Annotated in this window: 28 protein-coding genes, 1 tRNA gene and 1 riboswitch; of the genes, 9 read left to right on the top strand and 20 right to left on the bottom strand. The window is 40.7% G+C overall.

Annotated elements, in window-relative coordinates:
• Positions 1-1089: a glycine cleavage system aminomethyltransferase GcvT gene (gcvT, locus tag NYE22_RS09070; protein WP_342412458.1), complete on the bottom strand. Its 1089-nt coding sequence runs from the start codon at positions 1087-1089 to the stop codon at positions 1-3.
• A 171-nt stretch (positions 1090-1260) separates the two neighbouring features.
• Positions 1261-1362: riboswitch (glycine riboswitch) on the bottom strand.
• A gap of 168 nt (positions 1363-1530) precedes the next feature.
• Between gcvT and NYE22_RS09065 the strand changes: the two genes are divergently transcribed.
• The 4 genes from NYE22_RS09065 (at position 1531) to sinR (ending at position 4745) form a co-directional block, all read left to right on the top strand.
• The gene (locus NYE22_RS09065) at positions 1531-3204 is read left to right on the top strand and encodes an SNF2-related protein (RefSeq protein WP_342412457.1); all 1674 of its coding nucleotides are present in this window, start codon (positions 1531-1533) and stop codon (positions 3202-3204) included.
• 20 nt (positions 3205-3224) lie between these two features.
• A complete protein-coding gene (locus NYE22_RS09060; RefSeq protein WP_032726154.1) occupies positions 3225-4019 on the top strand; it encodes a YqhG family protein in 795 nt (264 codons plus the stop codon).
• 183 nt (positions 4020-4202) lie between these two features.
• On the top strand, positions 4203-4376 hold the full coding sequence (locus tag NYE22_RS09055) for an anti-repressor SinI family protein (RefSeq protein ID WP_014477323.1): 174 nt from the start codon (positions 4203-4205) through the stop codon (positions 4374-4376).
• Positions 4377-4409: 33 nt separating this feature from the next.
• The gene (gene sinR / locus NYE22_RS09050; RefSeq protein WP_003226345.1) at positions 4410-4745 is read left to right on the top strand and encodes a transcriptional regulator SinR; all 336 of its coding nucleotides are present in this window, start codon (positions 4410-4412) and stop codon (positions 4743-4745) included.
• A 91-nt stretch (positions 4746-4836) separates the two neighbouring features.
• Here the strand turns inward: sinR and tasA are convergent, their stop codons facing one another.
• From tasA to tapA, 3 genes are all read right to left on the bottom strand, one after another.
• The gene (gene tasA, locus NYE22_RS09045) at positions 4837-5622 is read right to left on the bottom strand and encodes a biofilm matrix protein TasA (protein WP_014477324.1); all 786 of its coding nucleotides are present in this window, start codon (positions 5620-5622) and stop codon (positions 4837-4839) included.
• Positions 5623-5686: 64 nt separating this feature from the next.
• On the bottom strand, positions 5687-6259 hold the full coding sequence (locus NYE22_RS09040; protein WP_003246088.1) for a signal peptidase I: 573 nt from the start codon (positions 6257-6259) through the stop codon (positions 5687-5689).
• The gene (gene tapA / locus NYE22_RS09035; protein WP_064671037.1) at positions 6243-7004 is read right to left on the bottom strand and encodes an amyloid fiber anchoring/assembly protein TapA; all 762 of its coding nucleotides are present in this window, start codon (positions 7002-7004) and stop codon (positions 6243-6245) included. The genes NYE22_RS09040 and tapA overlap by 17 nt, the downstream gene beginning before the upstream one ends.
• 270 nt (positions 7005-7274) lie before the next feature.
• Here tapA and NYE22_RS09030 point away from each other — a divergent pair, with 270 nt between their 5' ends.
• Positions 7275-7601, top strand: a complete 327-nt coding sequence (locus NYE22_RS09030) for a YqzG/YhdC family protein (protein WP_021480018.1) — start codon at positions 7275-7277, stop codon at positions 7599-7601.
• Between the two features lie 41 nt (positions 7602-7642).
• Here the strand turns inward: NYE22_RS09030 and NYE22_RS09025 are convergent, their stop codons facing one another.
• The 10 genes from NYE22_RS09025 to corA all read right to left on the bottom strand — a co-directional run bounded on the left by NYE22_RS09025 (position 7643) and on the right by corA (position 13197).
• Complete coding sequence (locus tag NYE22_RS09025; protein ID WP_014480252.1) at positions 7643-7822, bottom strand: YqzE family protein; 180 nt, start codon at positions 7820-7822, stop codon at positions 7643-7645.
• Positions 7823-7893: 71 nt separating this feature from the next.
• Positions 7894-8268, bottom strand: a complete 375-nt coding sequence (gene comGG / locus NYE22_RS09020; RefSeq protein WP_064671036.1) for a ComG operon protein ComGG — start codon at positions 8266-8268, stop codon at positions 7894-7896.
• Positions 8269-8652 (bottom strand): ComG operon protein ComGF, encoded by a 384-nt coding sequence (gene comGF / locus NYE22_RS09015; RefSeq protein WP_032726158.1) that lies wholly within the window; start codon positions 8650-8652, stop codon positions 8269-8271.
• A gap of 25 nt (positions 8653-8677) precedes the next feature.
• On the bottom strand, positions 8678-9025 hold the full coding sequence (comGE, locus tag NYE22_RS09010) for a ComG operon protein 5 (protein WP_063335293.1): 348 nt from the start codon (positions 9023-9025) through the stop codon (positions 8678-8680).
• Positions 9009-9440: a competence type IV pilus minor pilin ComGD gene (gene comGD, locus NYE22_RS09005; RefSeq protein ID WP_032726159.1), complete on the bottom strand. Its 432-nt coding sequence runs from the start codon at positions 9438-9440 to the stop codon at positions 9009-9011. Before comGD ends, comGE begins: the two co-directional genes overlap by 17 nt.
• A complete protein-coding gene (gene comGC / locus NYE22_RS09000; protein ID WP_003230162.1) occupies positions 9430-9726 on the bottom strand; it encodes a comG operon protein ComGC in 297 nt (98 codons plus the stop codon). The genes comGD and comGC overlap by 11 nt, the downstream gene beginning before the upstream one ends.
• 13 nt (positions 9727-9739) lie before the next feature.
• Complete coding sequence (gene comGB / locus NYE22_RS08995) at positions 9740-10777, bottom strand: comG operon protein ComGB (protein ID WP_086344083.1); 1038 nt, start codon at positions 10775-10777, stop codon at positions 9740-9742.
• Positions 10764-11834 carry a competence protein ComGA gene (comGA, locus tag NYE22_RS08990; protein ID WP_342412456.1) on the bottom strand — a complete coding sequence of 357 codons (1071 nt, stop codon included), beginning with the start codon at positions 11832-11834 and terminating at the stop codon, positions 10764-10766. The genes comGB and comGA overlap by 14 nt, the downstream gene beginning before the upstream one ends.
• A 210-nt stretch (positions 11835-12044) precedes the next feature.
• Positions 12045-12242, bottom strand: a complete 198-nt coding sequence (locus tag NYE22_RS08985) for a hypothetical protein (RefSeq protein ID WP_072173931.1) — start codon at positions 12240-12242, stop codon at positions 12045-12047.
• A gap of 1 nt (position 12243) precedes the next feature.
• A complete protein-coding gene (gene corA, locus NYE22_RS08980; RefSeq protein WP_004399136.1) occupies positions 12244-13197 on the bottom strand; it encodes a magnesium transporter CorA in 954 nt (317 codons plus the stop codon).
• A gap of 142 nt (positions 13198-13339) precedes the next feature.
• Between corA and NYE22_RS08975 the strand changes: the two genes are divergently transcribed.
• Positions 13340-14668, top strand: coding sequence for a hemolysin family protein (locus NYE22_RS08975; RefSeq protein WP_161986199.1), 1329 nt, complete (start codon positions 13340-13342; stop codon positions 14666-14668).
• A gap of 52 nt (positions 14669-14720) precedes the next feature.
• Here NYE22_RS08975 and rsbRD read toward each other — a convergent pair whose 3' ends face one another.
• Complete coding sequence (rsbRD, locus tag NYE22_RS08970) at positions 14721-15557, bottom strand: RsbT co-antagonist protein RsbRD (RefSeq protein WP_021480027.1); 837 nt, start codon at positions 15555-15557, stop codon at positions 14721-14723.
• Between the two features lie 86 nt (positions 15558-15643).
• On the opposite strand from rsbRD, the gene NYE22_RS08965 reads away from it, so the two are divergent.
• Positions 15644-15714, top strand: a tRNA-Gln gene (locus NYE22_RS08965).
• A gap of 66 nt (positions 15715-15780) precedes the next feature.
• On the opposite strand, the gene mgsR is transcribed toward NYE22_RS08965, so the two are convergent.
• The gene (gene mgsR / locus NYE22_RS08960; RefSeq protein WP_003230147.1) at positions 15781-16161 is read right to left on the bottom strand and encodes a transcriptional regulator MgsR; all 381 of its coding nucleotides are present in this window, start codon (positions 16159-16161) and stop codon (positions 15781-15783) included.
• Between the two features lie 231 nt (positions 16162-16392).
• Here mgsR and NYE22_RS08955 point away from each other — a divergent pair, with 231 nt between their 5' ends.
• Entirely contained in the window at positions 16393-16638 is a 246-nt protein-coding gene (locus NYE22_RS08955) for a DUF2626 domain-containing protein (protein WP_003226300.1), read from the top strand.
• A gap of 39 nt (positions 16639-16677) precedes the next feature.
• Here NYE22_RS08955 and NYE22_RS08950 read toward each other — a convergent pair whose 3' ends face one another.
• Positions 16678-17313: an MBL fold metallo-hydrolase gene (locus tag NYE22_RS08950; protein WP_048655106.1), complete on the bottom strand. Its 636-nt coding sequence runs from the start codon at positions 17311-17313 to the stop codon at positions 16678-16680.
• A 156-nt stretch (positions 17314-17469) separates the two neighbouring features.
• Between NYE22_RS08950 and NYE22_RS08945 the strand changes: the two genes are divergently transcribed.
• Positions 17470-17643: a DUF2759 family protein gene (locus NYE22_RS08945; RefSeq protein ID WP_003230141.1), complete on the top strand. Its 174-nt coding sequence runs from the start codon at positions 17470-17472 to the stop codon at positions 17641-17643.
• A 31-nt stretch (positions 17644-17674) separates the two neighbouring features.
• Here the strand turns inward: NYE22_RS08945 and NYE22_RS08940 are convergent, their stop codons facing one another.
• The 3 genes from NYE22_RS08940 to NYE22_RS08930 form a co-directional block, all read right to left on the bottom strand.
• Complete coding sequence (locus NYE22_RS08940) at positions 17675-17989, bottom strand: MTH1187 family thiamine-binding protein (protein WP_003230139.1); 315 nt, start codon at positions 17987-17989, stop codon at positions 17675-17677.
• 2 nt (positions 17990-17991) lie between these two features.
• The gene (locus NYE22_RS08935) at positions 17992-19053 is read right to left on the bottom strand and encodes a hypothetical protein (RefSeq protein WP_161986200.1); all 1062 of its coding nucleotides are present in this window, start codon (positions 19051-19053) and stop codon (positions 17992-17994) included.
• Between the two features lie 61 nt (positions 19054-19114).
• Positions 19115-20245: a M14 family metallocarboxypeptidase gene (locus NYE22_RS08930; RefSeq protein WP_161986831.1), complete on the bottom strand. Its 1131-nt coding sequence runs from the start codon at positions 20243-20245 to the stop codon at positions 19115-19117.
• Between the last annotated feature and the right edge of the window lie 72 nt (positions 20246-20317).

Genomic DNA, 20317 nt, shown 5'->3' with positions numbered 1-20317 from the left:
TTAGCGTTTATAAAATGGTGTTTTGACAACCTTTGCTTTCACTAATTTTTTGCGAATCTCTACATCTACAACAGTCCCGATCTCACTCGTTTCCGAATCAATTAAGGCAAGGCCGACGTTTTTCCCTAATGTCGGTGACTGCGTGCCGGTTGTCACCTTTCCGACAGACTTGCCATTTTGGAAAACCTCATATCCGTGCCTCGGTATCCCTTTTTCAATCATTTCGAGACCGACAAGTTTGCGCTTCGCTCCGTTTTCTTTTTGTTCACTCAATACTGACTTACCGAAAAAGTCAGACTCCTTTTTGTGCTTTACAGCAAAGCCTATACCTGCTTCAATCGGTGTAATATCCCGGGTCAGCTCCTGACCGTAGAGCGGGAGCTTCGCTTCAAACCGGAGTGTATCACGTGCACCGAGACCGCATGGAATCAATCCGTATGCATCCCCTGCATCGATGATTTTTTTCCAAATATGCATAGCATCATCACTGCGGCAGTAAATTTCATACCCGTCTTCTCCCGTATAGCCAGTGCGTGAAATAAGTGCTTTGCGGCCGCTGATATCGGCTTCATCAATAAACGCAAACGGCTTTAATGCAGACACATCTGCATCTGTCAGATTTTTTACGACCGCTTCTGCTTTCGGTCCCTGTACAGCCAAGAGCGCAATTCGATCTGACTGATTGTCAATCTGCACATCACCTGCTGCATGTTCTTTCATCCAAGCCAAGTCTTTATCTATATTAGAAGCATTAATGACAAGCAGATAGCGGTTCTCTTCTTTTTGATAGATAAGCAAATCATCGACGGTTCCGCCATCCGGGTAACACATCGCTGTATATTGAGCACGGCCTGGCGTTAACGCGGAAACATCATTTGTCATCAATCTTTGCAAAAAAGACAGACTGTCGTTCCCTGACACTTCGACTTCTCCCATATGAGATACATCAAACAAACCGGCTGCAGTTCGGACAGCCTCGTGTTCTTTTTTTATAGAAGAAAATTGAACAGGAAGCTCCCAGCCTCCGAAATCAATCGTTTTTCCTCCATATTCCTTATACAGGTCAAATAACGGCGTTCTTTTCAGCATCTAATTCCTCCCCTTTATCAACGGCGCAGCTAAAAAACATACAAAAAAGGACAGAGAAACACCTCATGTAAAATGAAGGTTCTCTGTCCTGGCACCTGAAAGTTTACTTTGCATACGCAAAGACGTCCCCTTTGGTGGTTTGCGCATCCGCACAAACACTCTCCAGAGTTGCGTCGAGCAAGAGTTCTTTTGCCTGAGAGATTCACTCCGCAGTTTGCTCCTTCGGCGCCTGTATCCCGAGGTTTTCGGTCAGGTCTCTCCCCTTGCTGTCATTCGCTCATATTTTCATGCTGTTATGGACATACTATAGCAATATCTTACATCAAATACATACTCATATCCTACCATCATCACTATATGCTGGGCAACAGCAATTTGGGCAGATTTTTCTAATATTATTCATCTTAAGAATCGAAGAATAAGAAAGGCGGTTTCAAAGCAATGAATACAGAAATGATCTACGATGCAAAATGGCCTGAAGAATTTGCTGAAAGACTGAAAAACGATGGCCCTTGGGCAAACTGGGAACTGTACAAGCTCTCTGCAGAAATCCAGAAAACATTAGCAATTCCAGATTTTGAAGGCTTACGGGCTCCTTTATATCTGCCTTCCTTTACGCCGCTCCCCCACCAGCTTGAGGTGGCGCAAAAAGTGGTTGAAAAAATGAACGGCAAAGCGATTTTAGCAGACGAGGTTGGTCTCGGGAAAACGGTTGAAGCTGGACTGATTCTAAAAGAATATATGATTCGCGGGTTAGCAAAAAAAATTTTGATCCTTGTGCCCGCTTCCCTTGTGTCACAATGGGTCAAAGAGCTTCAGGAAAAATTTTTGATTCCGGCTGTTGAACAAAAGAAAAGCTATGTGTGGGAGCAATGCGATATTGTCGTCTCATCAATAGACACCGCGAAGCGCTCGCCCCATCGCGAAATCGTTCTGTCAATCCCATATGATCTTGTCATTATTGATGAGGCACACAAACTGAAAAATAGCAAAACGAAGAACTATGAATTTGTCCGGAATCTCGTAAAAAAATATTGCCTGCTTCTTACCGCGACGCCAATCCAGAACCGTATCGAAGAGATTTTCAATTTGGTGTCCTTATTAAAACCCGGCCATTTAGGCAGTCAGAATCACTTTCAGGAGGAGTTCGCCAAGAAGAAATCCAGTTTAGAAGCGCATGAACATTTAAAAGATCTTGTGAATAAAGTCATGATCCGTAACAGGCGGCATGATACCGGGCTGAATTGGAAACAGCGCCATGTTGAAACAGTGCCGATTGAATTTTCTCCATCAGAGCAGGCGCTTTATGATGAAATTTCTCGCTTGAAGGAAAGTATCAATAAACCAGCCAGCATGTTCTCGATTATGACCTTGCAAAGAGAATGCTGTTCGAGCAGAGAAGCGGTGTATATGACGCTGAAAAAGATGCTTGATCAAAAAGAGAAACAAGCACCTGCCATTGATGAACATACGATTTCAGTTTTAATAGAGCGCATCAATCAAGTGACACAAAATTCTAAAGCGCTTCAAGTCGTTGATTTAATCAAAAAGATCGACGATAAGGTCATCATTTTTACAGAATACCGTGCAACCCAGATTTATTTGCAGTGGTTTCTTCAGCAAAACGGCATCAGTTCTGTGCCGTTTAGAGGCGGATTTAAACGTGGGAAAAAAGACTGGATGAAGGATCTTTTCCGCGGAAAGATCCAAGTCCTTATTGCAACTGAAGCAGGCGGTGAGGGAATTAACCTGCAATTTTGCAATCACATGATCAACTATGACCTGCCATGGAACCCGATGCGACTTGAGCAAAGAATCGGAAGAATTCACAGACTCGGGCAGGAGCGTGACGTGCACATTTATAACATGGCGACAAAACATACGGTGGAAGAGCATATTCTAAAGCTTTTATATGAAAAAATTCATTTGTTTGAAAAAGTGGTCGGCGAACTTGATGATATTTTAACGAAAATTCAAGTGAACAATTTTGAAGAGCACCTTCATGACATTTTGTATCACTCAGCAACAGAAGAAGAAATGAAAATAAAAATGGATAACTTAACCTCATTTTTGTCTTATAAAAAACAGCAGCCTGCTGAAAAAAGAGGATCTTAGCCTGTAAGGAGGTTTTACTAGTGAGACAGCAAGAGGTTCACGATTTTCTGCTGCGTTTTTTTCAAGCAAACAGCTGCCAAATCGTCGATCAAGGCTTAGGCTATATGACAGTGCAGCTTACAGTTGAAATGGACAAACAAATCATGAACCGCCCTTTCTACTGGCATTGGCGCGAGAAGACAGGCGGTGATCCGAATCCAATGAAAATCACTTTTATTACAGATAAAGAAAATGCGCCAAAAGACCTAGATGGTGAATTTATATATTTTGGGGCCCCGCGTCTTTTTCAAATATTTAAAGCTGTTAAACAAAATGGGAGATTTACCAGAATGTATGAGAAAATTGAATCAGCCGGAGCCAAAGTCCCACTTCAACCTTGGCTTGGTATAAATGTCACGATTTCATACCAGTCCGACATGAAAAAGGATAAGTTATTGTCACTAGGTCTTCACCTAGTCTCTGGAACGATAATTGAAGATTTTCAAAGCAAGCTGACTCAGCTTTCACTGACATCACAAATATGTGACTATTGCTTCACCATTTCACCTATGATCAAACCAGAAAGCGGACTTAAGCGTATGGAAAACTATATTTCCAAATCCGCTATGCAGGAGCCGTCCGACTGGGCGGAACAGGCGGTTAATAGGTGGAGAAATGACATGATATTGCTTGATAAGTTTTACGAGCATATAGAAGAAAAACCAGAAGAATACCATCTAGAAAAACAGGCGCTGAAAACCTTGTATCAACCAAAGATATCAGTTGAAATTGAAAATGGCGGATTATTTTATCTGCAAAATAATATTTCAAGCTAACTTTCATTCATTCGACATCGTTCTCGTTTTTTTTGAAAAAATGCGATTATAATAAAGGTATATTGGAAAAAAATTCTGGCATTTTTAAAGGGGAAATGACTTCCAGAGACTAATGAAGCATACAATGAGTCATGGCCGGACTGGCTGAAATACATAAACAAGTATTTTAGGAGGAGAAACTGCATGAAAAATGCAAAACAAGAGCACTTTGAATTGGATCAAGAATGGGTTGAATTGATGATGGAAGCCAAAGAGGCAAATATCAGCCCGGAAGAAATACGAAAATATTTACTTTTAAACAAAAAGTCTGCTCATCCTGGTCCGGCAGCCAGAAGTCATACCGTAAATCCTTTCTGAATGTGCTATAATATCACAAGGAAGGTGATGACATTGATTGGCCAGCGTATTAAACAATACCGTAAAGAAAAAGGCTACTCACTATCAGAACTAGCTGAAAAAGCTGGGGTAGCGAAGTCTTATTTAAGCTCAATAGAACGAAATCTACAAACGAACCCCTCCATTCAATTTCTCGAAAAAGTCTCCGCTGTTCTGGACGTCTCGGTTCATACTTTGCTCGATGAGAAACATGAAACCGAATACGATGGTCAATTAGATAGTGAATGGGAGAAATTGGTTCGCGATGCAATGACATCCGGGGTATCGAAAAAACAATTTCGTGAATTTTTAGATTATCAAAAATGGAGAAAATCCCAAAAAGAGGAGTAGTGCCTGAGCAGAGGCACTAACTCCTCTTTTGTCAATAAACATCGAGACGGCCCAGTGATAATTTACTGGGCCGTCTCTTTTTTTGCTGTTATTAATTTTTATCCTCGCTATGCGCTTTTTCATTTTCTTTCACGTAACCATCTTTATCAGTATGGTCCTTTTTGATTGTCAAGCCGTTCCACTGTGTAGCTTCGAATGAGAATTGAAGCTTAATGGAGTTGCCTTGATATTTATTTTGAACCATAAGCCCGTTTTCATCTTTTGTTTTATCATCCTTGAATTGGATTTCCATTTGAACCTGATCGAAGTCAGTTGGTGTTTTTGGAACACCATCATATTCAGGAGCGGTTTTACCATCAATTGTTGCTACATTGACTTTACCGCTTGCATTTAAGAATTTAGGGTCAATTTGTTTTTTGATTTTTTCAGCAGCCGCTGCATCATTTTTAGCAGACATCAAATACAAGTCTTTAAGGTTCGCATCATCTAAAATAATGTTTTTCGGGTAGCCATTGCCGCCCTCTTTTCCAACTGTCAACAATGTCACTTCAAACTGGCTGAGGAAATCTTCTGGAGATGTATTGCTGCCGCCATTTGCTTTAAAATCTCCATAATTAAGCGCCATTAAAACTTCTTTGATCGCAAGTGATCCATTATTTTCAAATTGGAAATCCTTTGTCAACTTATCTCCCGGCTTTAGATTTGATAAGTTCACACTCGCTGAATTTTCTTTAGCAGATAAATCAAGCGTACCTGATGCAAAAGTAGCATCCTTTGATTTAATGTCGTTAAATGCTGCCCATGTTCCTCCTCCAACTAAAGCTAATCCTAGTGCTGCAGAAGCAACTCCTAAACTCAATTTCTTTTTCATACCCATGGTTAAAACTCCCCTTTTATTGAATGTTTTATATCGAAACCTGTTGCCAGGTTTACAACTGAAGTTAAGTAGACATGGTGCTGTCCTTTGTATCTGTTTCCAAGGCTTTTGTCTTTCTTTCAATTTCTCTAATGGCGCTGCTGATCGTCACAAAAGCGTACACTAACAGCATCACGCCGGGAACAATCAATAATACAGCCGTTCCAATTGGCTGGCTGGCAAAATGAAGCATATAGCCGGCATATGGAAGCTGAAAACCTGTGTATTGCGCGCGAACATTTTCGTCCGATACAGGCGCTGAATCAGCTGCTGCATTATTATCACCTTTTGTTTTAAATAACAAATGGTCTCCTTGCTTTGTTATGTCAACAATTCTGTGGGTGACCGCCGTATTTGCATCCTGCATAAATGTAATAACGTCACCTTTTTGGAGCTCTTTCACATCAGTGATTTCTTTGACCAATATTAAGGAACCTGTATTGAACTCCGGCTCCATCGAACCTGACAGAACTGATTTCAATGTATACCCAAACACAGCCGGCTCTCCCCCGGATGAACGTGTTGAAATCACGACAAGTGTCAGCACAATAATAAGAGTAAAGATGATCACGTATAAAATATTACTGATCAGCTTCATTGCTTTTTTCATCCTCTTCCCCGCTTTCCTTCTGGTCTGATTGAGTTTCATTTTCTTTGGTTACAGCTTCTTGAGATGTTTCTTCTTTCATTGTTTTTTCCTGTATATCCTTTTGTGTTGTTTCATTCTCCTTTTTGACGTCCGACTTTGTTTCTTTTTTAGGGACTGTCGGTTTTTCATCGCATTTTGCAAGCGTCATAGGCTCCGACCACTCAAATGTACTGTCGTTTGCCGGGTAGCCTGCCGGTTTATATACTTTAAATGCATAAATGCCGGGTTTCATTTTTTTCTTCGTCTCAATTTTATAAAGTGAATCGCTGATTTGATTGGAGACAAATCCTTTTTCGATCACGTTCCCATCCTTTAACGGTTTTCGGGCATTTTCAAGCTTATGAAGCTCCCACTTCCACTTTGATTTCTTAAGTCTCTCACCTGTATTTTCGAGTTCAGCAAATAAGGTGATAGGTGAGCATACAGTTCCTTTCGTATCCGTTTGATCTGATATGTGCAAATCACTTTGATCCCAGCGTTTATCATAATGGCAGTTTTTATCTGTATGCTGAAAGTCTTTACACGTTTGAAGTGAGACATCAAATGTTTCAATATCATGAAAAGCAGCGCTTGTATCATCGGAAAATTGTAAGCATATTGCGGCAGTCAGACTGAAAATGACTGAAAGCTGGAAGATTAGCAGAACTTTCAGTTTCGTCTTCGCCTTTTGCTGATTGTGAAACAATCGAAACATATCTTACCTCCTGTAAAACACTGTAACTTGATATGACAATCGTTCTTTTTAAAGAACTACACAAGTAGAGTATAATCAACGATTTATAGATTTAAAAACACCAAAATCACTCATTTTGTTCGTTTAAAAGAATGTTTTCATCATATTACAAAGTCTTGCTCAGTATTGCTCATCTTTTCAATTTTTTTGAAATTTTTGGGATTGTTATGTGAGAATTTAAATGCATATCCCGTTATTATTTGGTAATAATAAACAAGAAAGGGTGACAGCATGATGATCAAACAATGTATGATTTGTCTAACTCTTCTCGTCTTTGGCACCACAGCCGCTCACGCAGAAGAAACACCGCTTGTAACCTCCCGTCACATGTCCAAATGGGAAGAGATTGCTGTAAAAGAAGCAAAAAAAAGGTACCCGCTCGCACAGGTACTGTTCAAACAAAAAGTATGGGACCGTAAAAGAAAAGATGAAGCAGTGAAGCAATACCATTTAACTCTGAGGGAAGGATCAAAAGAATTCGGCGTTTTTGTGACGATTTCATTTGATCCTTATAGCCAAAAGGTCAATAAAATCGCCATATTAGAAGAATATCAATAAGGTCCTCCATTTTTTGAAGGACCTTATTCGTTTATTTGCGGTTATTTTTTCCGTTTCAGCCAAAGCCGGAAGCCATAGGGTAAAATACCGAACCACTGCTGAGAAGCAGGCGTTTTTGTTTCTTTCCGCACCTCTTTTCGTTCTTTTCGCTCATCTCTCGGTGTATCTATATATTTGACAAATTGCTGCGTCATATATTTAACATAATCATTCGTTTTCACGTGATCACCTCATCATTCAATTATTATGAAGTGTTGTCTCACATGACTTTTTTTATACCCTTTACACTGTTTTATTCTGTCCATCTCAGCAGTTTTTTCTGTTTTTGATCAAACACGATCTGTGCAGTTCTTTCTGTTCCCGACTCCGTTGACACTCTTAAGTTGATTTCTTTTTGCTCTTTTATCGATGTATCATGAATGTAATAAGAAACCCGTCCATATGGAAATTGCTGCGTACCCTTCTGACCTTTCCGTTCCTCTAGAACATGCCGAATCGAAAGAAGCGTACCATTTTGAAGCAAATTCTCTCCTATGTATAACTCTTTTGTTTCCTTCTCAAACATGCAGCGTGAAATATATTGAACAGCAGCAAAGTTCACGATTAACAGCACAAGCGCTGACACAAAAAGAACAGCTGGATAAATAAACCCTCTTGTACGATACATTCACCCCCCTCCTAAATACGAATAGACTGGAAAAGCAGTTTGATACACTTTTTGGTCCTCACTCTCAATTTTCAGCAAAACAACACCATTTTCAATATCAGCTTTCATGGCAGTAATATGATCTAAAATCGGAACATGCCCTTTGCCATCCACTCTTTTTCTGATCATTGAATGATAAATGTCAAAACGGATATCTTGTCCGGAAAGATTGGTGCAGATTAACACGCTCCCATGCTCGGCTGTCTTAACTGCCTGTGACTCCTTGCATTCATTCATCATCTGTTCTATCGAAATCATCCATTCTTGCTGTGTGAAACCGTCATGTTCCTGCTGTCGAGACAAAAACAGATGGAAAATCGCAGCTAACGATCCTGATATGAGCAAAAAGACTGAGAGCGAAAATAATACGTTAAGAAGCGTGTAGCCATTCTGTCTGCAAAATGCTGAGGCAAAATGATTTCTCTTTATAAGCTGCGGCTTTGATACATACGTTTTGATATTCGCCCTCCTCCTCCCACTTCATTGCATAGATATGATTGTTCTTTGTAATCGTTTTTGACGCGGCTCCTTCACCACTCATGACATATTTGCTAATGCTCTCATTCATCATCTGATAGCCAATTTCTCGTGATTCCGCCATTTTTTCATCAGACATCAGCTTGTCCCACAAGGGGACGACTGTCAGCAGCACAAACAGCCACAGGCTTAGCGCAGACATTGTTTCTATTGTAGAAAAACCTTTATTTTCTCTCCACATTGACTCTCCCGCTCCCTAGATAAACTGTTATGTCATAAGCGTCATGGCCTATTACTCGTATTTTTCCGCCTGCATTCGGGTGCCCTTTCTCATTAAATTCCAAACGGTCTTTTAATGTCAGCAGTTCTATAGAAAGTCCCCTTGCATACGGACGTTCAATGACCGTATCACCAATGACTAATTGATATTCTTTTTTATGAAAGAAAATTTTTGTTCTTTGTTGACGGGAAATAGCAGCCTGCTGTGTGAGCATAATATCATTTTTCAGCTGCCTTGCTGCCTGTCGGACAGCTATATTGTCATAAGCAGGAGGAAGTGTGGTGAAGACGGCAATCAGTAGGATAGAGGCAAGGCTTAACACAAGCAAACTTTCTAAAAGGGTAAACCCCTCCTCCTCGTTTAATTTAATGTTCAACCTTAACTTCTCCGCCGGTGATGATAATGCGCTTACCATTTGGACAGACAGCATCCTTTTTCACATAGCCCTCTGACTGTAAATCGGCAAGGCTCGGAGTTTGTCCCTCATGATCAAGCTCAAATGCAGTCATTTGTGCCTTAACCATGTTTTGTAAGCCTTCACAGCCTTTTTTTTGAATGGTTTGATTATGTTTTGTGACGTTCGGTATCGTAATTAAAAGCAAAATCGAAATAATAAAGAGCACGATTAACATTTCAACAAGTGTAAATCCTTTCTCATTCATCAGCCTCTTCCTTTCACATTTGATTCATCATCTGATACATAGGCACAAGCATAGATAAATACACAAGTAAGATCATCGCTGCAACAAATCCATAAATCATTGGCTGAAGGATGCCTGTCCATTTTTGCGCTTTGTGTTCCAGCCGCTGTAATATGAATTGGCTGTATGTGAAAAGCTCCCGATCCAATCGGCCGCTCAGCTGGCCGTGAGATATGACTTTTGATAAATCAGTTTCATAAAAAGGGCTTCCACAAATAGCGGATTCAATTGACTCACCGGCTTTTAGCCGTTCAATCAATTGTTCAGCCTCGCAGCGGTAGAAAGGGAGAAACGTTTGATGTTTAAATGCATTAAGGCTGTCATAAATTGAGAGGCCTGATTTTAAAAGGCTGCTTAGCTGCAAAGAAAAAAAGTAGCTGTTAAACAGCTTGACAAGCTTTCCAACCAAAGGAATCCTGATACAAATCAGCATTTGCCGGGCAGGTGATTTTTTCTTAAACACAAGCCAATAATAAATCCCGATACCTGCTGTAAAAAGAACAAGCAAAATGATCACAAGATCAATATGCTGAAAAAAAGCAAAAAGCATATCGGTTGAACGTGAGGTTTCCATATTCATCGATTGATAGATACCGGAAAACTGAGGAATGATGATGGACTGTAACATATAAAACATGACAGCGACCGTAAAGATGAGGAAAAGCGGATAGCGCAGCACTCTTTTCAGCTGGTCTGCCTGTGCAATTTTTCGTTCCAGCAGCTCTCCGCTCTGGATCATGGAAGCAGGCAGTTCACCATGTGTTTCAGCAAAATAACAAATACCTACGGCTTCCTTATGAAATGACAAACTCTTTAGTACTTGATAAAACGGAGCCCCTTCCCTCAAACAAGTGACCGTACCAGTCAAGTCAGCCGCCTGCCTCTTATTCATCTGAAGTTCCATCAGGCGTAATCCATCCAGAAGCGTATATCCGCCCGCAGTCATTTCACCGAGCCGCTTTAATAACCTGGCTTGATCCTTTAATGACCAGACTTTTCTAATCTTTTTCATGATAAACCCACCGGTCATAGTTGTTTGTCGTTAAATAGCCGAGCGCAATTCCTTTTCTGATAATTTGACGAAGCGTTTGATATTGGTAATTTGCATGATTTCCTTTTGCCTCCTGGATACATTGCTGAAGATTTTTCCCGTATAGAAGCTCATAAACGCTAGCTCTCCTGGTATTTCGTGACTGTCGGCAATACACTGATGAACATCCGTTTTCACAAAACGGGCAAGCCAAATCAACCAAGCGCTGAGCCGCTATTGCAATGACAGTCTGTTCGATTTCATTCATATTGATACCGAATTCAAGCAGTCTGTAAATGGCGCCCTTTGCGTCTCTCGTATGAAGGCTCGTTAGTACCAGATGTCCCGTCATCGCTGCCCGCACCGCAATTTCAGCTGTTTCCGCGTCTCTGATCTCACCTAAAATAATCATATCGGGATCATGGCGCAAAATTGCTTTCAGACCTGCAGAAAAAGTTACACCGGCTTTTTCATTCACCTGAACCTGAAGAACATCTTCGTCCCTTGTTTCAACAGGGTCCTCTAATGTGACAATATTTCGATTAAAGTGTTTTTTTGCATATTGAACGAGAGAGTATAATGTGGTAGTCTTCCCTGAACCAGTCGGCCCGGTAAAAATGAGCATGCCATGGGAATGTTTTAAAAACGAGAGTAATGTGGCTCCTGTCTTCGGAAATAGCGACAATTTATCAATCGAAGGGATATTGTATTGGGGCATCACTCTGATCACGAGGCTTTCTTCATTAATTGTGGGCAGCGTTGACATTCTTAAATGAACATTTCCCTCTTTCAGCTTTAACGTAAGCGAACCGTTTTGCGGCTTTCGCCTTTCACCTATATCCATTGCTGAAAGAAATTTAAAATGTGAAATCAGTCTTACGCACTCTTCTTTTTTCATGTCCCTTTTTTTCAGCAAGGCATGATCGACCCGAAAATGAATGATAGCGTCCCGCTCCCTCGGCACGATGTGAATATCAGAAGCCTTTGTTAGATATGCCTCTTCAATCAAGTTTTTGCTTACATTTTCTATTGAATCCAATTTGATTCCCTCTCCTTTCAATGCGTATTGTAGAAAAAGAAGGAGCGGTAATCAAACAGGGAAAACGTGATTTTGTGAGATGTTATATGCTGAAAAACCAATTCTTTCTGGCAAGAAAAAAACTTTCAACTGAATGTGCCCCTTTCATTATAATTTTCCCAATAATAAAAAAGCAGACATGGTCACCATGCCTGCTTGATTCCATTTTCATTATGCTGTTTTCGCTTTTTGACCAGTATCTTTCTCAACGGAAAGGTCGCCTAATGCAACAATACCGGTCATTTGGTCATTTTCAAGAATCGATAAACTGCGGATTTGATGCTCTGCCATAAGCGCCTTGTCATCGTATCCGGTCACCCTGATATGTCTGGTGAAAAAGCGGGGCACGCTGCACAAAATATGAAACACCCTATAGAGTCCGCCTTTTTCGAGGTTTCTTTTTCTTCTTCCGCTCCTGCAGCATATCTCCCGTCCAGCCTTTTTTCCTCAAATAGAGATAGATCAGGACTGTAGATGTGACAATCAATAAGAGAGAAAAGAGATATCCGTATTTCCAATTCAGTTCCGGCATCACAGAAAAGTTCATCCCCCATAAGGCCCCCAGAGCTGTAATCGGCGTAAAAAGCGTCGTGAAAATGGTCAGCGCTTTTACAATTTCATTCCCCCTATGTGAGGTAATGACTTCCTCTGAATGCAACAGATTGTTAAGCTCCCCTTCAAATTCGCTGATATATGTAAATCCCCTGTCAATCTTCAGTTGTGTCCGCTGATAATCCTTTTTCCCTTCATTTTGAGGTAAAAAAGTTTCTTTCAACGCCATTTCAATTTTTTTGGCGCTTAATATTAAATTTTTCCAAATCATCAGTTCATGGCGCAGGAGATGGACGCGGTTTAAAATGCTTTTGCTATTGTCGTCTTTAATCTGCCATCTAAGCTTTCTCAGCTTTACTTCAAATTCATCAACACCGATTAAATACGCATTCATTAGTTCGCCGAGAAGAATTAAAAACCCCTCTATCGCATTGTCCGCTCTTTCCATTTGCCGGACAACTTCTTTTCCTTTAATCTCTCTCAAAATTGAAAAATCAAAGTTGATTGTAAAAAAATATTGTCTGGTGATATAAAAGTGAAAAACAGTATGATCTTTTTCTTCACCAAGCCCCTGATCATAAACAATCGACCCAAATACCGCTTCATTTTCCGTTTCAGTTGTATCTACTCGTAAAAAATTAACGTGATGGTTATTTTCAAACCACTTTTCACACTGAGGCCAGTGAGAAAAATGGATTAGATCCCTTGCCTTACTTCTTTCTTGAGGCCCCATTTGGTACCAAAACCAATCCTTTCCCGTATGTGCCTTCATGTCAAGCTCCTCCAAACTTTTGTTCTTTATTCTTTAATTGCCCAATAACCGCGTCACTAAACCAGTCTGCCGCTTCAACACATGTTTTATGAGCATTTTCAGGTGGTATGGAATGTAGAAAGACATCGGAAAAGGGAGGTGCATGCCTTCCTTGGAGAAGGCAGTTGTTTTGGAATTTATCAATTTACTAGCAGTCGCTATTCTCATTTTGTTAACAGGATTTTTTGTTGCAGTAGAATTTTCAATCGTAAAAGTGCGGCGATCCAAAATTGATCAGCTTGTCGCAAAAGGAAAGAAAGGTGCTAAAGCGGCAAAGCATGTCATCACTCACCTTGATGAATATTTATCAGCCTGTCAGCTGGGCATCACAGTCGCAGCCTTAGGACTGGGATGGCTTGGGGAACCGACTGTGCAAACTCTGCTTCGACCGCTTTTTCATAAAGCAGGCTTAAATGAATCGCTTACCCACCTGCTTTCACTCGTCATCGCATTTTTAGCGGTTACGTATTTAAATGTCGTTATCGGGGAGCTGGCGCCAAAGAGTTTCGCCATTCAAAAAGCAGAAAGCATTACCTTGTTGTTCGCTAAACCGCTTATTTGGTTTTATAAGATCATGTTTCCATTCATTTGGCTGTTGAACCACTCTGCCCGATTGATTACAGGAGTGTTTGGACTAAAGCCGGCATCAGAGCACGAGCTGGCATATACAGAGGAAGAACTTCGGGTCCTATTGGCTGAAAGCTATAAAAGCGGCGAGATTAGAAAAAGTGAATTAAAGTACATGAATAATATCTTCACCTTTGATAAACGAATGGCAAAGGAAATTATGGTGCCGCGAAATGAAATGGTCAGTTTGTCACTAGATGAAGACTCCATTTCAAATCTTCAGGAAACAGTCAAGCAAACAAAATATACACGGTACCCAGTTGTAAGAGAGGATAAAGATAACGTTATTGGCGTGATTAATATGAAAGAAGTGCTGTTTTCCATGCTGACGAAAGATTTTTCAATCAAGAAGCATCAAATTGAACCTTTCGTACAGCCCGTTATCCATGTCATTGAGACGATTCCTATTTATAAACTACTGCTGAAAATGCAAAAGGAACGTACTCATATGGCGATCCTCATAGATGAATATGGCGGGACGTCCGGTTTGGTCACTGTCGAGGATATTATCGAAGAAATTGTAGGAGAAATCCGTGATGAATTTGATGCGGATGAAGTGCCTCATATCCGCGAACTTGGAAAGGATCATTACTTGTTAAATGCAAAATTATTAATCAGCGATGTTAACAGCCTGCTTGGAACCGATTTATCAGAGGCTGAAGTAGACACCTTGGGCGGCTGGTTTTTGACACAAAACATAGACGCTGAGCCTGAAAGTGCCATAGAATATGATGGCTACTCTTTTAAGGTAAAAGACATCAACAGCCATCACATTTTATTTATAGAAGTTAAAAAAGCTGAATAGCCCGTGAAAGGCTGTTCAGCTGCTATCTTTCAAGATAAACATGGCAAAGGCATCAACACTCTTTTATTTTAAACCCTTTATTGGCCAGGGCTTTAGCAAGACTTTGCTCGGTTTTCACATTCGAAAAATCCAGACCCAGCTTCACGACAGTTTGGGCAATTTCCGGCCTGATTCCTGAAATAATCGTCTCAATGCCGAGCAATTTGGTGCTGTCAATCACTTTAAAAATTTGATAGGCTACCATGGTATCAACGATAGGAACGCCCGAAATATCTAAAAATAAATACGAGAGCTTTAACGCTGAGCACTGCTCCAGCACAGACTCCAAAATCGTCCTCGCTCTGTGCGTATCAATTTCACCGACAAGCGGAAGAATCCCAATTCCATCAGTAATCGGCATAATCGGCGCACTCAATTCATTAATCATTTCTTTTTGCGCGTTTAATTGTATCATGGTCACCTGGTGATATTCTTCCGTAAACACTTCGATGATCTCATCAATGTTTTGATTCAAGATCCGGCTCCACTCATAAAATTCCTGAATGCTGATGTCTTGAGAAGAAGCTTCGCTGAATTTCTGAATCCATTCAAACATGATGTGCCTGAAGGTGTTAAACTGGCCGACACTTTGTGTAACCGTCACTTCATGAACGGCACGGTCTCTGGCGCATTGAAGAGACCACCGGTTGAGCTCATCCTCTACGTCTTCTTTTCTAAGGGATTTTGCTACGATGGTCACCAATAATTCATGCTGGTCTTTTAACTTTTGTTCTAGTTTTTGCTGATCTTTCGCTGAATACAGCCAGCTGCCTTTTGACGTACAAACTTCCAGCCATTGTTGCGTGATATCTTCTTTGTGCTCTGTTAAGTGCTGATCAAGAGCTATCATCTTAATGAGCTCCCTCCTGTTTTTGAAAAATGTACGCTATATATGTATAACGCGTCTGCCTTTACACATACTATGTTTAGATTCAATGGGCTATAGCCAAGCGGTAAGGCAATGGACTTTGACTCCGTGATCGTTGGTTCGAATCCAGCTAGCCCAGTTTCTGAACAGGTGAAAAACCGAAGATAAGCTGATTCGAATAAATCAGCGGATCTTCGGTTTTTCATCATGCAGATTGATGAACCGTTTTCTTCTTCGATAACTTCAACAGTTCTCCCGGGTTATAACCAATCACCAGCTTTTTGTTGTCTACTAGAATCGGGCGTCGCAAAAGCTTCGGCTTCTCGATTAAAAGTTCCAGCACCTCATTTACCGTCATTTCTTCAATGTTTAAATTTAAATTTTTGAAAGTCTGGCTTCTTGTCGCCAAAATTTCATCAATTCCTTCTGTCGTTAACGATAAAATGTACTTTAATTCTTCTCTTGTCGGGGTTTCTCTGAATAAATGCCGTTCGTTAAATTCAATTTGATGTGCTTTAAGCCAATGTTTTGTTTTTCGGCATGACGTGCAGCTTGGATATGAGTAAAAAGTTAATTGTTGTTCCATTCGTTTTTTCCTCCTCAGTTAACCATCTCTTTGTAGAATAACTACCCGGATCATTTTTCATTTAAACCATTTACAGAACTTTTTTCGGATTATTTTTTAAAAAACATTCATACAATAGAAAACACAATCAAAGGGACAAATTCCATTTGTATATTAATAATGAAAATGTTTACATTTCTAGGTGTGATCTATTATAATAACAGTCAGAGGGACTCTCGGGAGGGGATAAAAATGAATCGCATGTTCCGGGTGTTAGGATTTTGGACGGGAATTTTTGCAGTCATGTTTTATTTAGGTGATATGAAAGATGCTTCCCTTTTATTTTTTGGACAGACGATCTTATTTGTGTTTCTATCGTATTTGAACTTAACCGAACGCATGTATATTTATATTTTTGGCGCTTATTTAACAATTTTCTTCGCCGGCTTTACATATTACTCAATTTTTATTATGGTGCCCGGCGGCGGAGGCCATTAAATGCAGAAAGAGACAAACCTTATCGGTTTGTCTCTTTTTTTACAATGAAAACCCATTTAAAAACGGATTTTGGTCCTGCTCAGTCAGTACGTTTGTTTCAGGTCCATGGCCGCTTAACACCAGCGTGTGTTCCGGAAGCGTAAGCAGTTTTTCATGAATGGACGTCAGCAGCGTCTCTTGATCGCCGCCTATTAAATCCGTACGTCCTATACCGCCTTGGAACAAAACATCTCCGGAGATGACCAAGTCTGCATCTTTCACGTAGTAAGACACACTGCCTGGTGAATGTCCCGGCGTAAATAATGTTTCCAAATGAAACGGCCCGATATTCAACTCACCGTCGCCTTCAATTAGATGATCTGCAGGCTTAGCTGTTACTTCTATCCCTCGCAGCATGCCGGAGCCGTTTAAAGAAGCGTCCGTAAGCCAATTTTTTTCATTTTGATGCAGGTAAACAGGGATATCCCATTTTTCTCTCACTTCATCAAGCGCCCCAATATGGTCAAAATGGGCATGTGTAAGCAAAATGGCTAAAGGCGTCAGCCCTTTTTCTTTTATGTATTGATTGATTTTATGTCCCTCGCCGCCCGGATCAAAAATCAGGCATTGATCATCATTGATGAGAAAATATGCGTTCGCTTGAATCGGCCCTACTGGCATTCGTCTCCATTTCACTATTATCACCTCTTTCTTTTTTATGCTCTTATTATGAGGGTTTTTTAAAAAAGATTCAAACAATCGCAATGAAAACGCTATCGACAAACCTATAAAAAACAGGTAGAATAAAACTGGAAAGAATTGCAGGTTTTTCAATGTAAAGGGGGCTGTGTTATGTTACTTGTCGTGATTTTCGGCCTTGTCGCTCTTTTCGCTTTATGGGGAGTCTTGCGTTCTGTTAGAAATAAAAATATACTCGGGTTTTTATTAGCCGGTGCCACCTTATTTGTCTTTGGATGGTTTACCGTGATGACCGTAATAAACAGCGGGTATCCAACCGCACATTAAAACCTGTATCCGATCGGATACAGGTTTATTTTTATGGCTGTAAATGTTTATTGACACTTTCTATTTTGCTCTCAAGCGTCGTTTTTTTGTCACGCCTGTCATCGATACGGATATTCGTTGCCACTCTGTGCAATCCTTTTTGAAATGGCGCTTCGTGAATTGCCTGAATGACTGCAAAAAGGTCACTGAGTTCTCCCTCGATCAGCGTATTCATCGGTGTCAGCTGATATTTGATTTTCCCTTCTGCTTGATATCCTTCTAATATCTTTTGCACATCGGCTACGTAAGCACTGACACTGGGTGTTTCCGTACCGATTGGGATAATGGTTACATCTGCGATAGCCATCGTTATTCCATCTCCTTTTGATCAATGATGAGTTGCTTCGTTTCATGTGATTTCAATAAAATAATTTGCTCAAAATGAAAGCCGTATAACGCATATTTCCCGTTCGGAGATATTTGAATCGGCTCCATTTCCCGCAGAGACACAAGATCTTTTGTCTCTCCCGATGCTACATTGATTGCTGCGAGCTTATATGCATCGCCGCTTTGTTTGAATGTATAAAACAGGCCTCCTGCTTCATCATAGTCATACTCCATTGGAGCCAAATTTGTATATTTCGCTTGGAGCGGCCATTTCGCTGTAACAGGTGATGTTGATTGCGGCGTTTTAAACTGATACGTCCCTTTTCCTCCGGAAGCTGATTTGACAGTAAAACTCATTTGATGGAAAGAATCGAAGAATAGAACGTCATCCTCAAGCTTCTGTTCCGTCTTAGAAGCTGTATCGAACGTATATAAAGGCCCTGTTTTATCGTCTCTTCCCTCTTTTACATAATCAAATGTATTTTTGGATGTCCAATGAATGAACGGAACCTGTACCGGGCTTAAGAAAGATTCGTCTTTTTTAGCATTCACCTGATATGTATGGAAATCCCAGTTTTCATTGAATTCCGTCACCATCATTTGATAAGGATCATACTGATTCCAAGCAGCCTCCAGCTCATACGTTTCGTAATCTTTTTCGTAAAGCGTCTCTCCTTCTGCATTAAGCAAAACCACTGCCGTCTTTTGGCTATGTGTGATTTGCAGCAGAATCATCTGCTCCCTCGCATTGATTTGAACATCAACGATTTGACCATCCGTTTGATAGAGCTTTTTCGCTTTACCTGTAAAGATGCGGTACGCAAAAAGCTCTGTTTTTGTCGGATTAGACGCAGTATATAATATTGTGCTGTTATTCAGCCAGCCTTCCGCCCCATCCGCTTTTTCCGCGGAAAGCGGTATGATGTCCTTTTTCTCATCTTTTGCCGCCGATGCCTGTTTTTGCTGCTGATGAGATGGTTCGCATGCCGATAAACTAAACAGCAATACCGTCAGCAGAATAAAACAAACTGATCTCATCAGCATTCCCCTCCGATCATCTTTATTCTCTCATATTTGCTTCGGCAGAAAAAAGAAAAAGTTTCAGTTACTCATGAAAAAATAACGCCCTCCACAAGATGCCGTTTGTGGCGTTATATATGTGTGAAAACTGCTGAAACGGCAAAGGATTTTGGCCTTTTCCAAGTTCCACCGTATACCCTTCCTTAAAATAATGGTGAATAAACCAATCACGAAATCCAGCATAGCTGTCTATATCCCTTACTCCCTTATAAATGTTCCCGCTTAACTCCTCAAAATCCTTTATGACGGCAGCAGATTCCTCAGGCTCAAGGCCTTTATAGCCCCAATAAATTTCTTCTCCTTGAGTATGAAGAGCCAGCAGTCTGTCAGGCGGATTCTCCGTGATCAGCCGGTACATCGCAATAGATTCCGGCTCCGTAAGCGGAGAGATTCCCGGAAAATCGCGGTAACTGGGTGCTGTCGGTTTTCGGTATTTTTCAATTTCCCATAATGATGGAAATTGTTTATTTAAATCAACCCCGTTTATATTCGCCTTCCATTCATTAAAATTCGGACGATGTTCATTTAGCCTTTCGAGCTCATCTCTTCTGGCTCCCATGACTTCTGATCCGTTTAAAACAAGATCAACGCCATCCGGATTGACAAGAGGAACGAGGGATAAGGATGTGCTGTTAAACAGCTTCATGGGAGAAAAGCCAAAAAAAGGCGAATTGCAGCATAATGACATACAGTATTCCTTAAACCATTTTAGCAGGACAGACGTTGTAATCCACTCATTCGCATGAAATGACGCGTTCATATGGACCTTTTTTACGGCATGCTCCCCACCAGCCTTCAGCTCCCAGATAGGCCTGCCGAGTACAGAACGGCCAATTTCCCGGCATGAGACAAACGGAAAAACATCAATAATCTTCTTTATTTCCTTTTCAACAGCTGAATCATCATAGATTTTCTCTTGCTCAATCCAGCTATCAGAAAGTTTCAGCTGCCGAGGCTGTAAAAAGCGCTTTATGTCCTGAATGGTTTGAACTTCTTTGCCGCTATGCTCCTCTATCACATGACCAGGGCAATACAATTGATGTTTTTGTGCGGAGCGATTTGCACTTTTAAGCAATTCCTCGTCTATCTTCAGTTCTTTCGCCACTCTGGCCAAATTGTTCTTGATCTCAGGTTTCACCGTAATAAACGCCATCATCATCCCCCTTTTTTGTTACTATATGACAGCGTATTTAAAAAAAGAAAGCCTCCCGCTCACTTTGACGCGGGA

The sequence above is a fragment of the Bacillus sp. FSL K6-1560 genome (assembly GCF_038592935.1).
Taxonomy (GTDB): Bacteria; Bacillota; Bacilli; order Bacillales; family Bacillaceae; genus Bacillus; species Bacillus subtilis.
The sequence above is the reverse complement of the archived record's forward strand: the minus strand, read 5'-3'. Positions and strand labels throughout refer to the sequence as shown.

Coding starts and splice junctions, on each gene's coding strand:
- corA (WP_004399136.1), bottom strand. CDS start 13,197: ATGAAGGCACATACGGGAAAGGATTGGTTTTGGTACCAAATGGGGCCT.
- comGE (WP_063335293.1), bottom strand. CDS start 9,025: ATGTGGAGAGAAAATAAAGGTTTTTCTACAATAGAAACAATGTCTGCG.
- NYE22_RS08940 (WP_003230139.1), bottom strand. CDS start 17,989: ATGGCTATCGCAGATGTAACCATTATCCCAATCGGTACGGAAACACCC.
- comGG (WP_064671036.1), bottom strand. CDS start 8,268: ATGTATCGTACAAGAGGGTTTATTTATCCAGCTGTTCTTTTTGTGTCA.
- tasA (WP_014477324.1), bottom strand. CDS start 5,622: ATGGGTATGAAAAAGAAATTGAGTTTAGGAGTTGCTTCTGCAGCACTA.
- NYE22_RS09040 (WP_003246088.1), bottom strand. CDS start 6,259: ATGAAGCTGATCAGTAATATTTTATACGTGATCATCTTTACTCTTATT.
- tapA (WP_064671037.1), bottom strand. CDS start 7,004: ATGTTTCGATTGTTTCACAATCAGCAAAAGGCGAAGACGAAACTGAAA.
- rsbRD (WP_021480027.1), bottom strand. CDS start 15,557: ATGATAGCTCTTGATCAGCACTTAACAGAGCACAAAGAAGATATCACG.
- NYE22_RS08955 (WP_003226300.1), top strand. CDS start 16,393: ATGAATCGCATGTTCCGGGTGTTAGGATTTTGGACGGGAATTTTTGCA.
- NYE22_RS08975 (WP_161986199.1), top strand. CDS start 13,340: ATGCCTTCCTTGGAGAAGGCAGTTGTTTTGGAATTTATCAATTTACTA.
- comGB (WP_086344083.1), bottom strand. CDS start 10,777: ATGAAAAAGATTAGAAAAGTCTGGTCATTAAAGGATCAAGCCAGGTTA.
- mgsR (WP_003230147.1), bottom strand. CDS start 16,161: ATGGAACAACAATTAACTTTTTACTCATATCCAAGCTGCACGTCATGC.
- NYE22_RS08935 (WP_161986200.1), bottom strand. CDS start 19,053: ATGCTGATGAGATCAGTTTGTTTTATTCTGCTGACGGTATTGCTGTTT.
- NYE22_RS09055 (WP_014477323.1), top strand. CDS start 4,203: ATGAAAAATGCAAAACAAGAGCACTTTGAATTGGATCAAGAATGGGTT.
- comGC (WP_003230162.1), bottom strand. CDS start 9,726: ATGAATGAGAAAGGATTTACACTTGTTGAAATGTTAATCGTGCTCTTT.
- NYE22_RS09065 (WP_342412457.1), top strand. CDS start 1,531: ATGAATACAGAAATGATCTACGATGCAAAATGGCCTGAAGAATTTGCT.
- NYE22_RS08945 (WP_003230141.1), top strand. CDS start 17,470: ATGTTACTTGTCGTGATTTTCGGCCTTGTCGCTCTTTTCGCTTTATGG.
- NYE22_RS08930 (WP_161986831.1), bottom strand. CDS start 20,245: ATGATGGCGTTTATTACGGTGAAACCTGAGATCAAGAACAATTTGGCC.
- gcvT (WP_342412458.1), bottom strand. CDS start 1,089: ATGCTGAAAAGAACGCCGTTATTTGACCTGTATAAGGAATATGGAGGA.
- NYE22_RS09030 (WP_021480018.1), top strand. CDS start 7,275: ATGATGATCAAACAATGTATGATTTGTCTAACTCTTCTCGTCTTTGGC.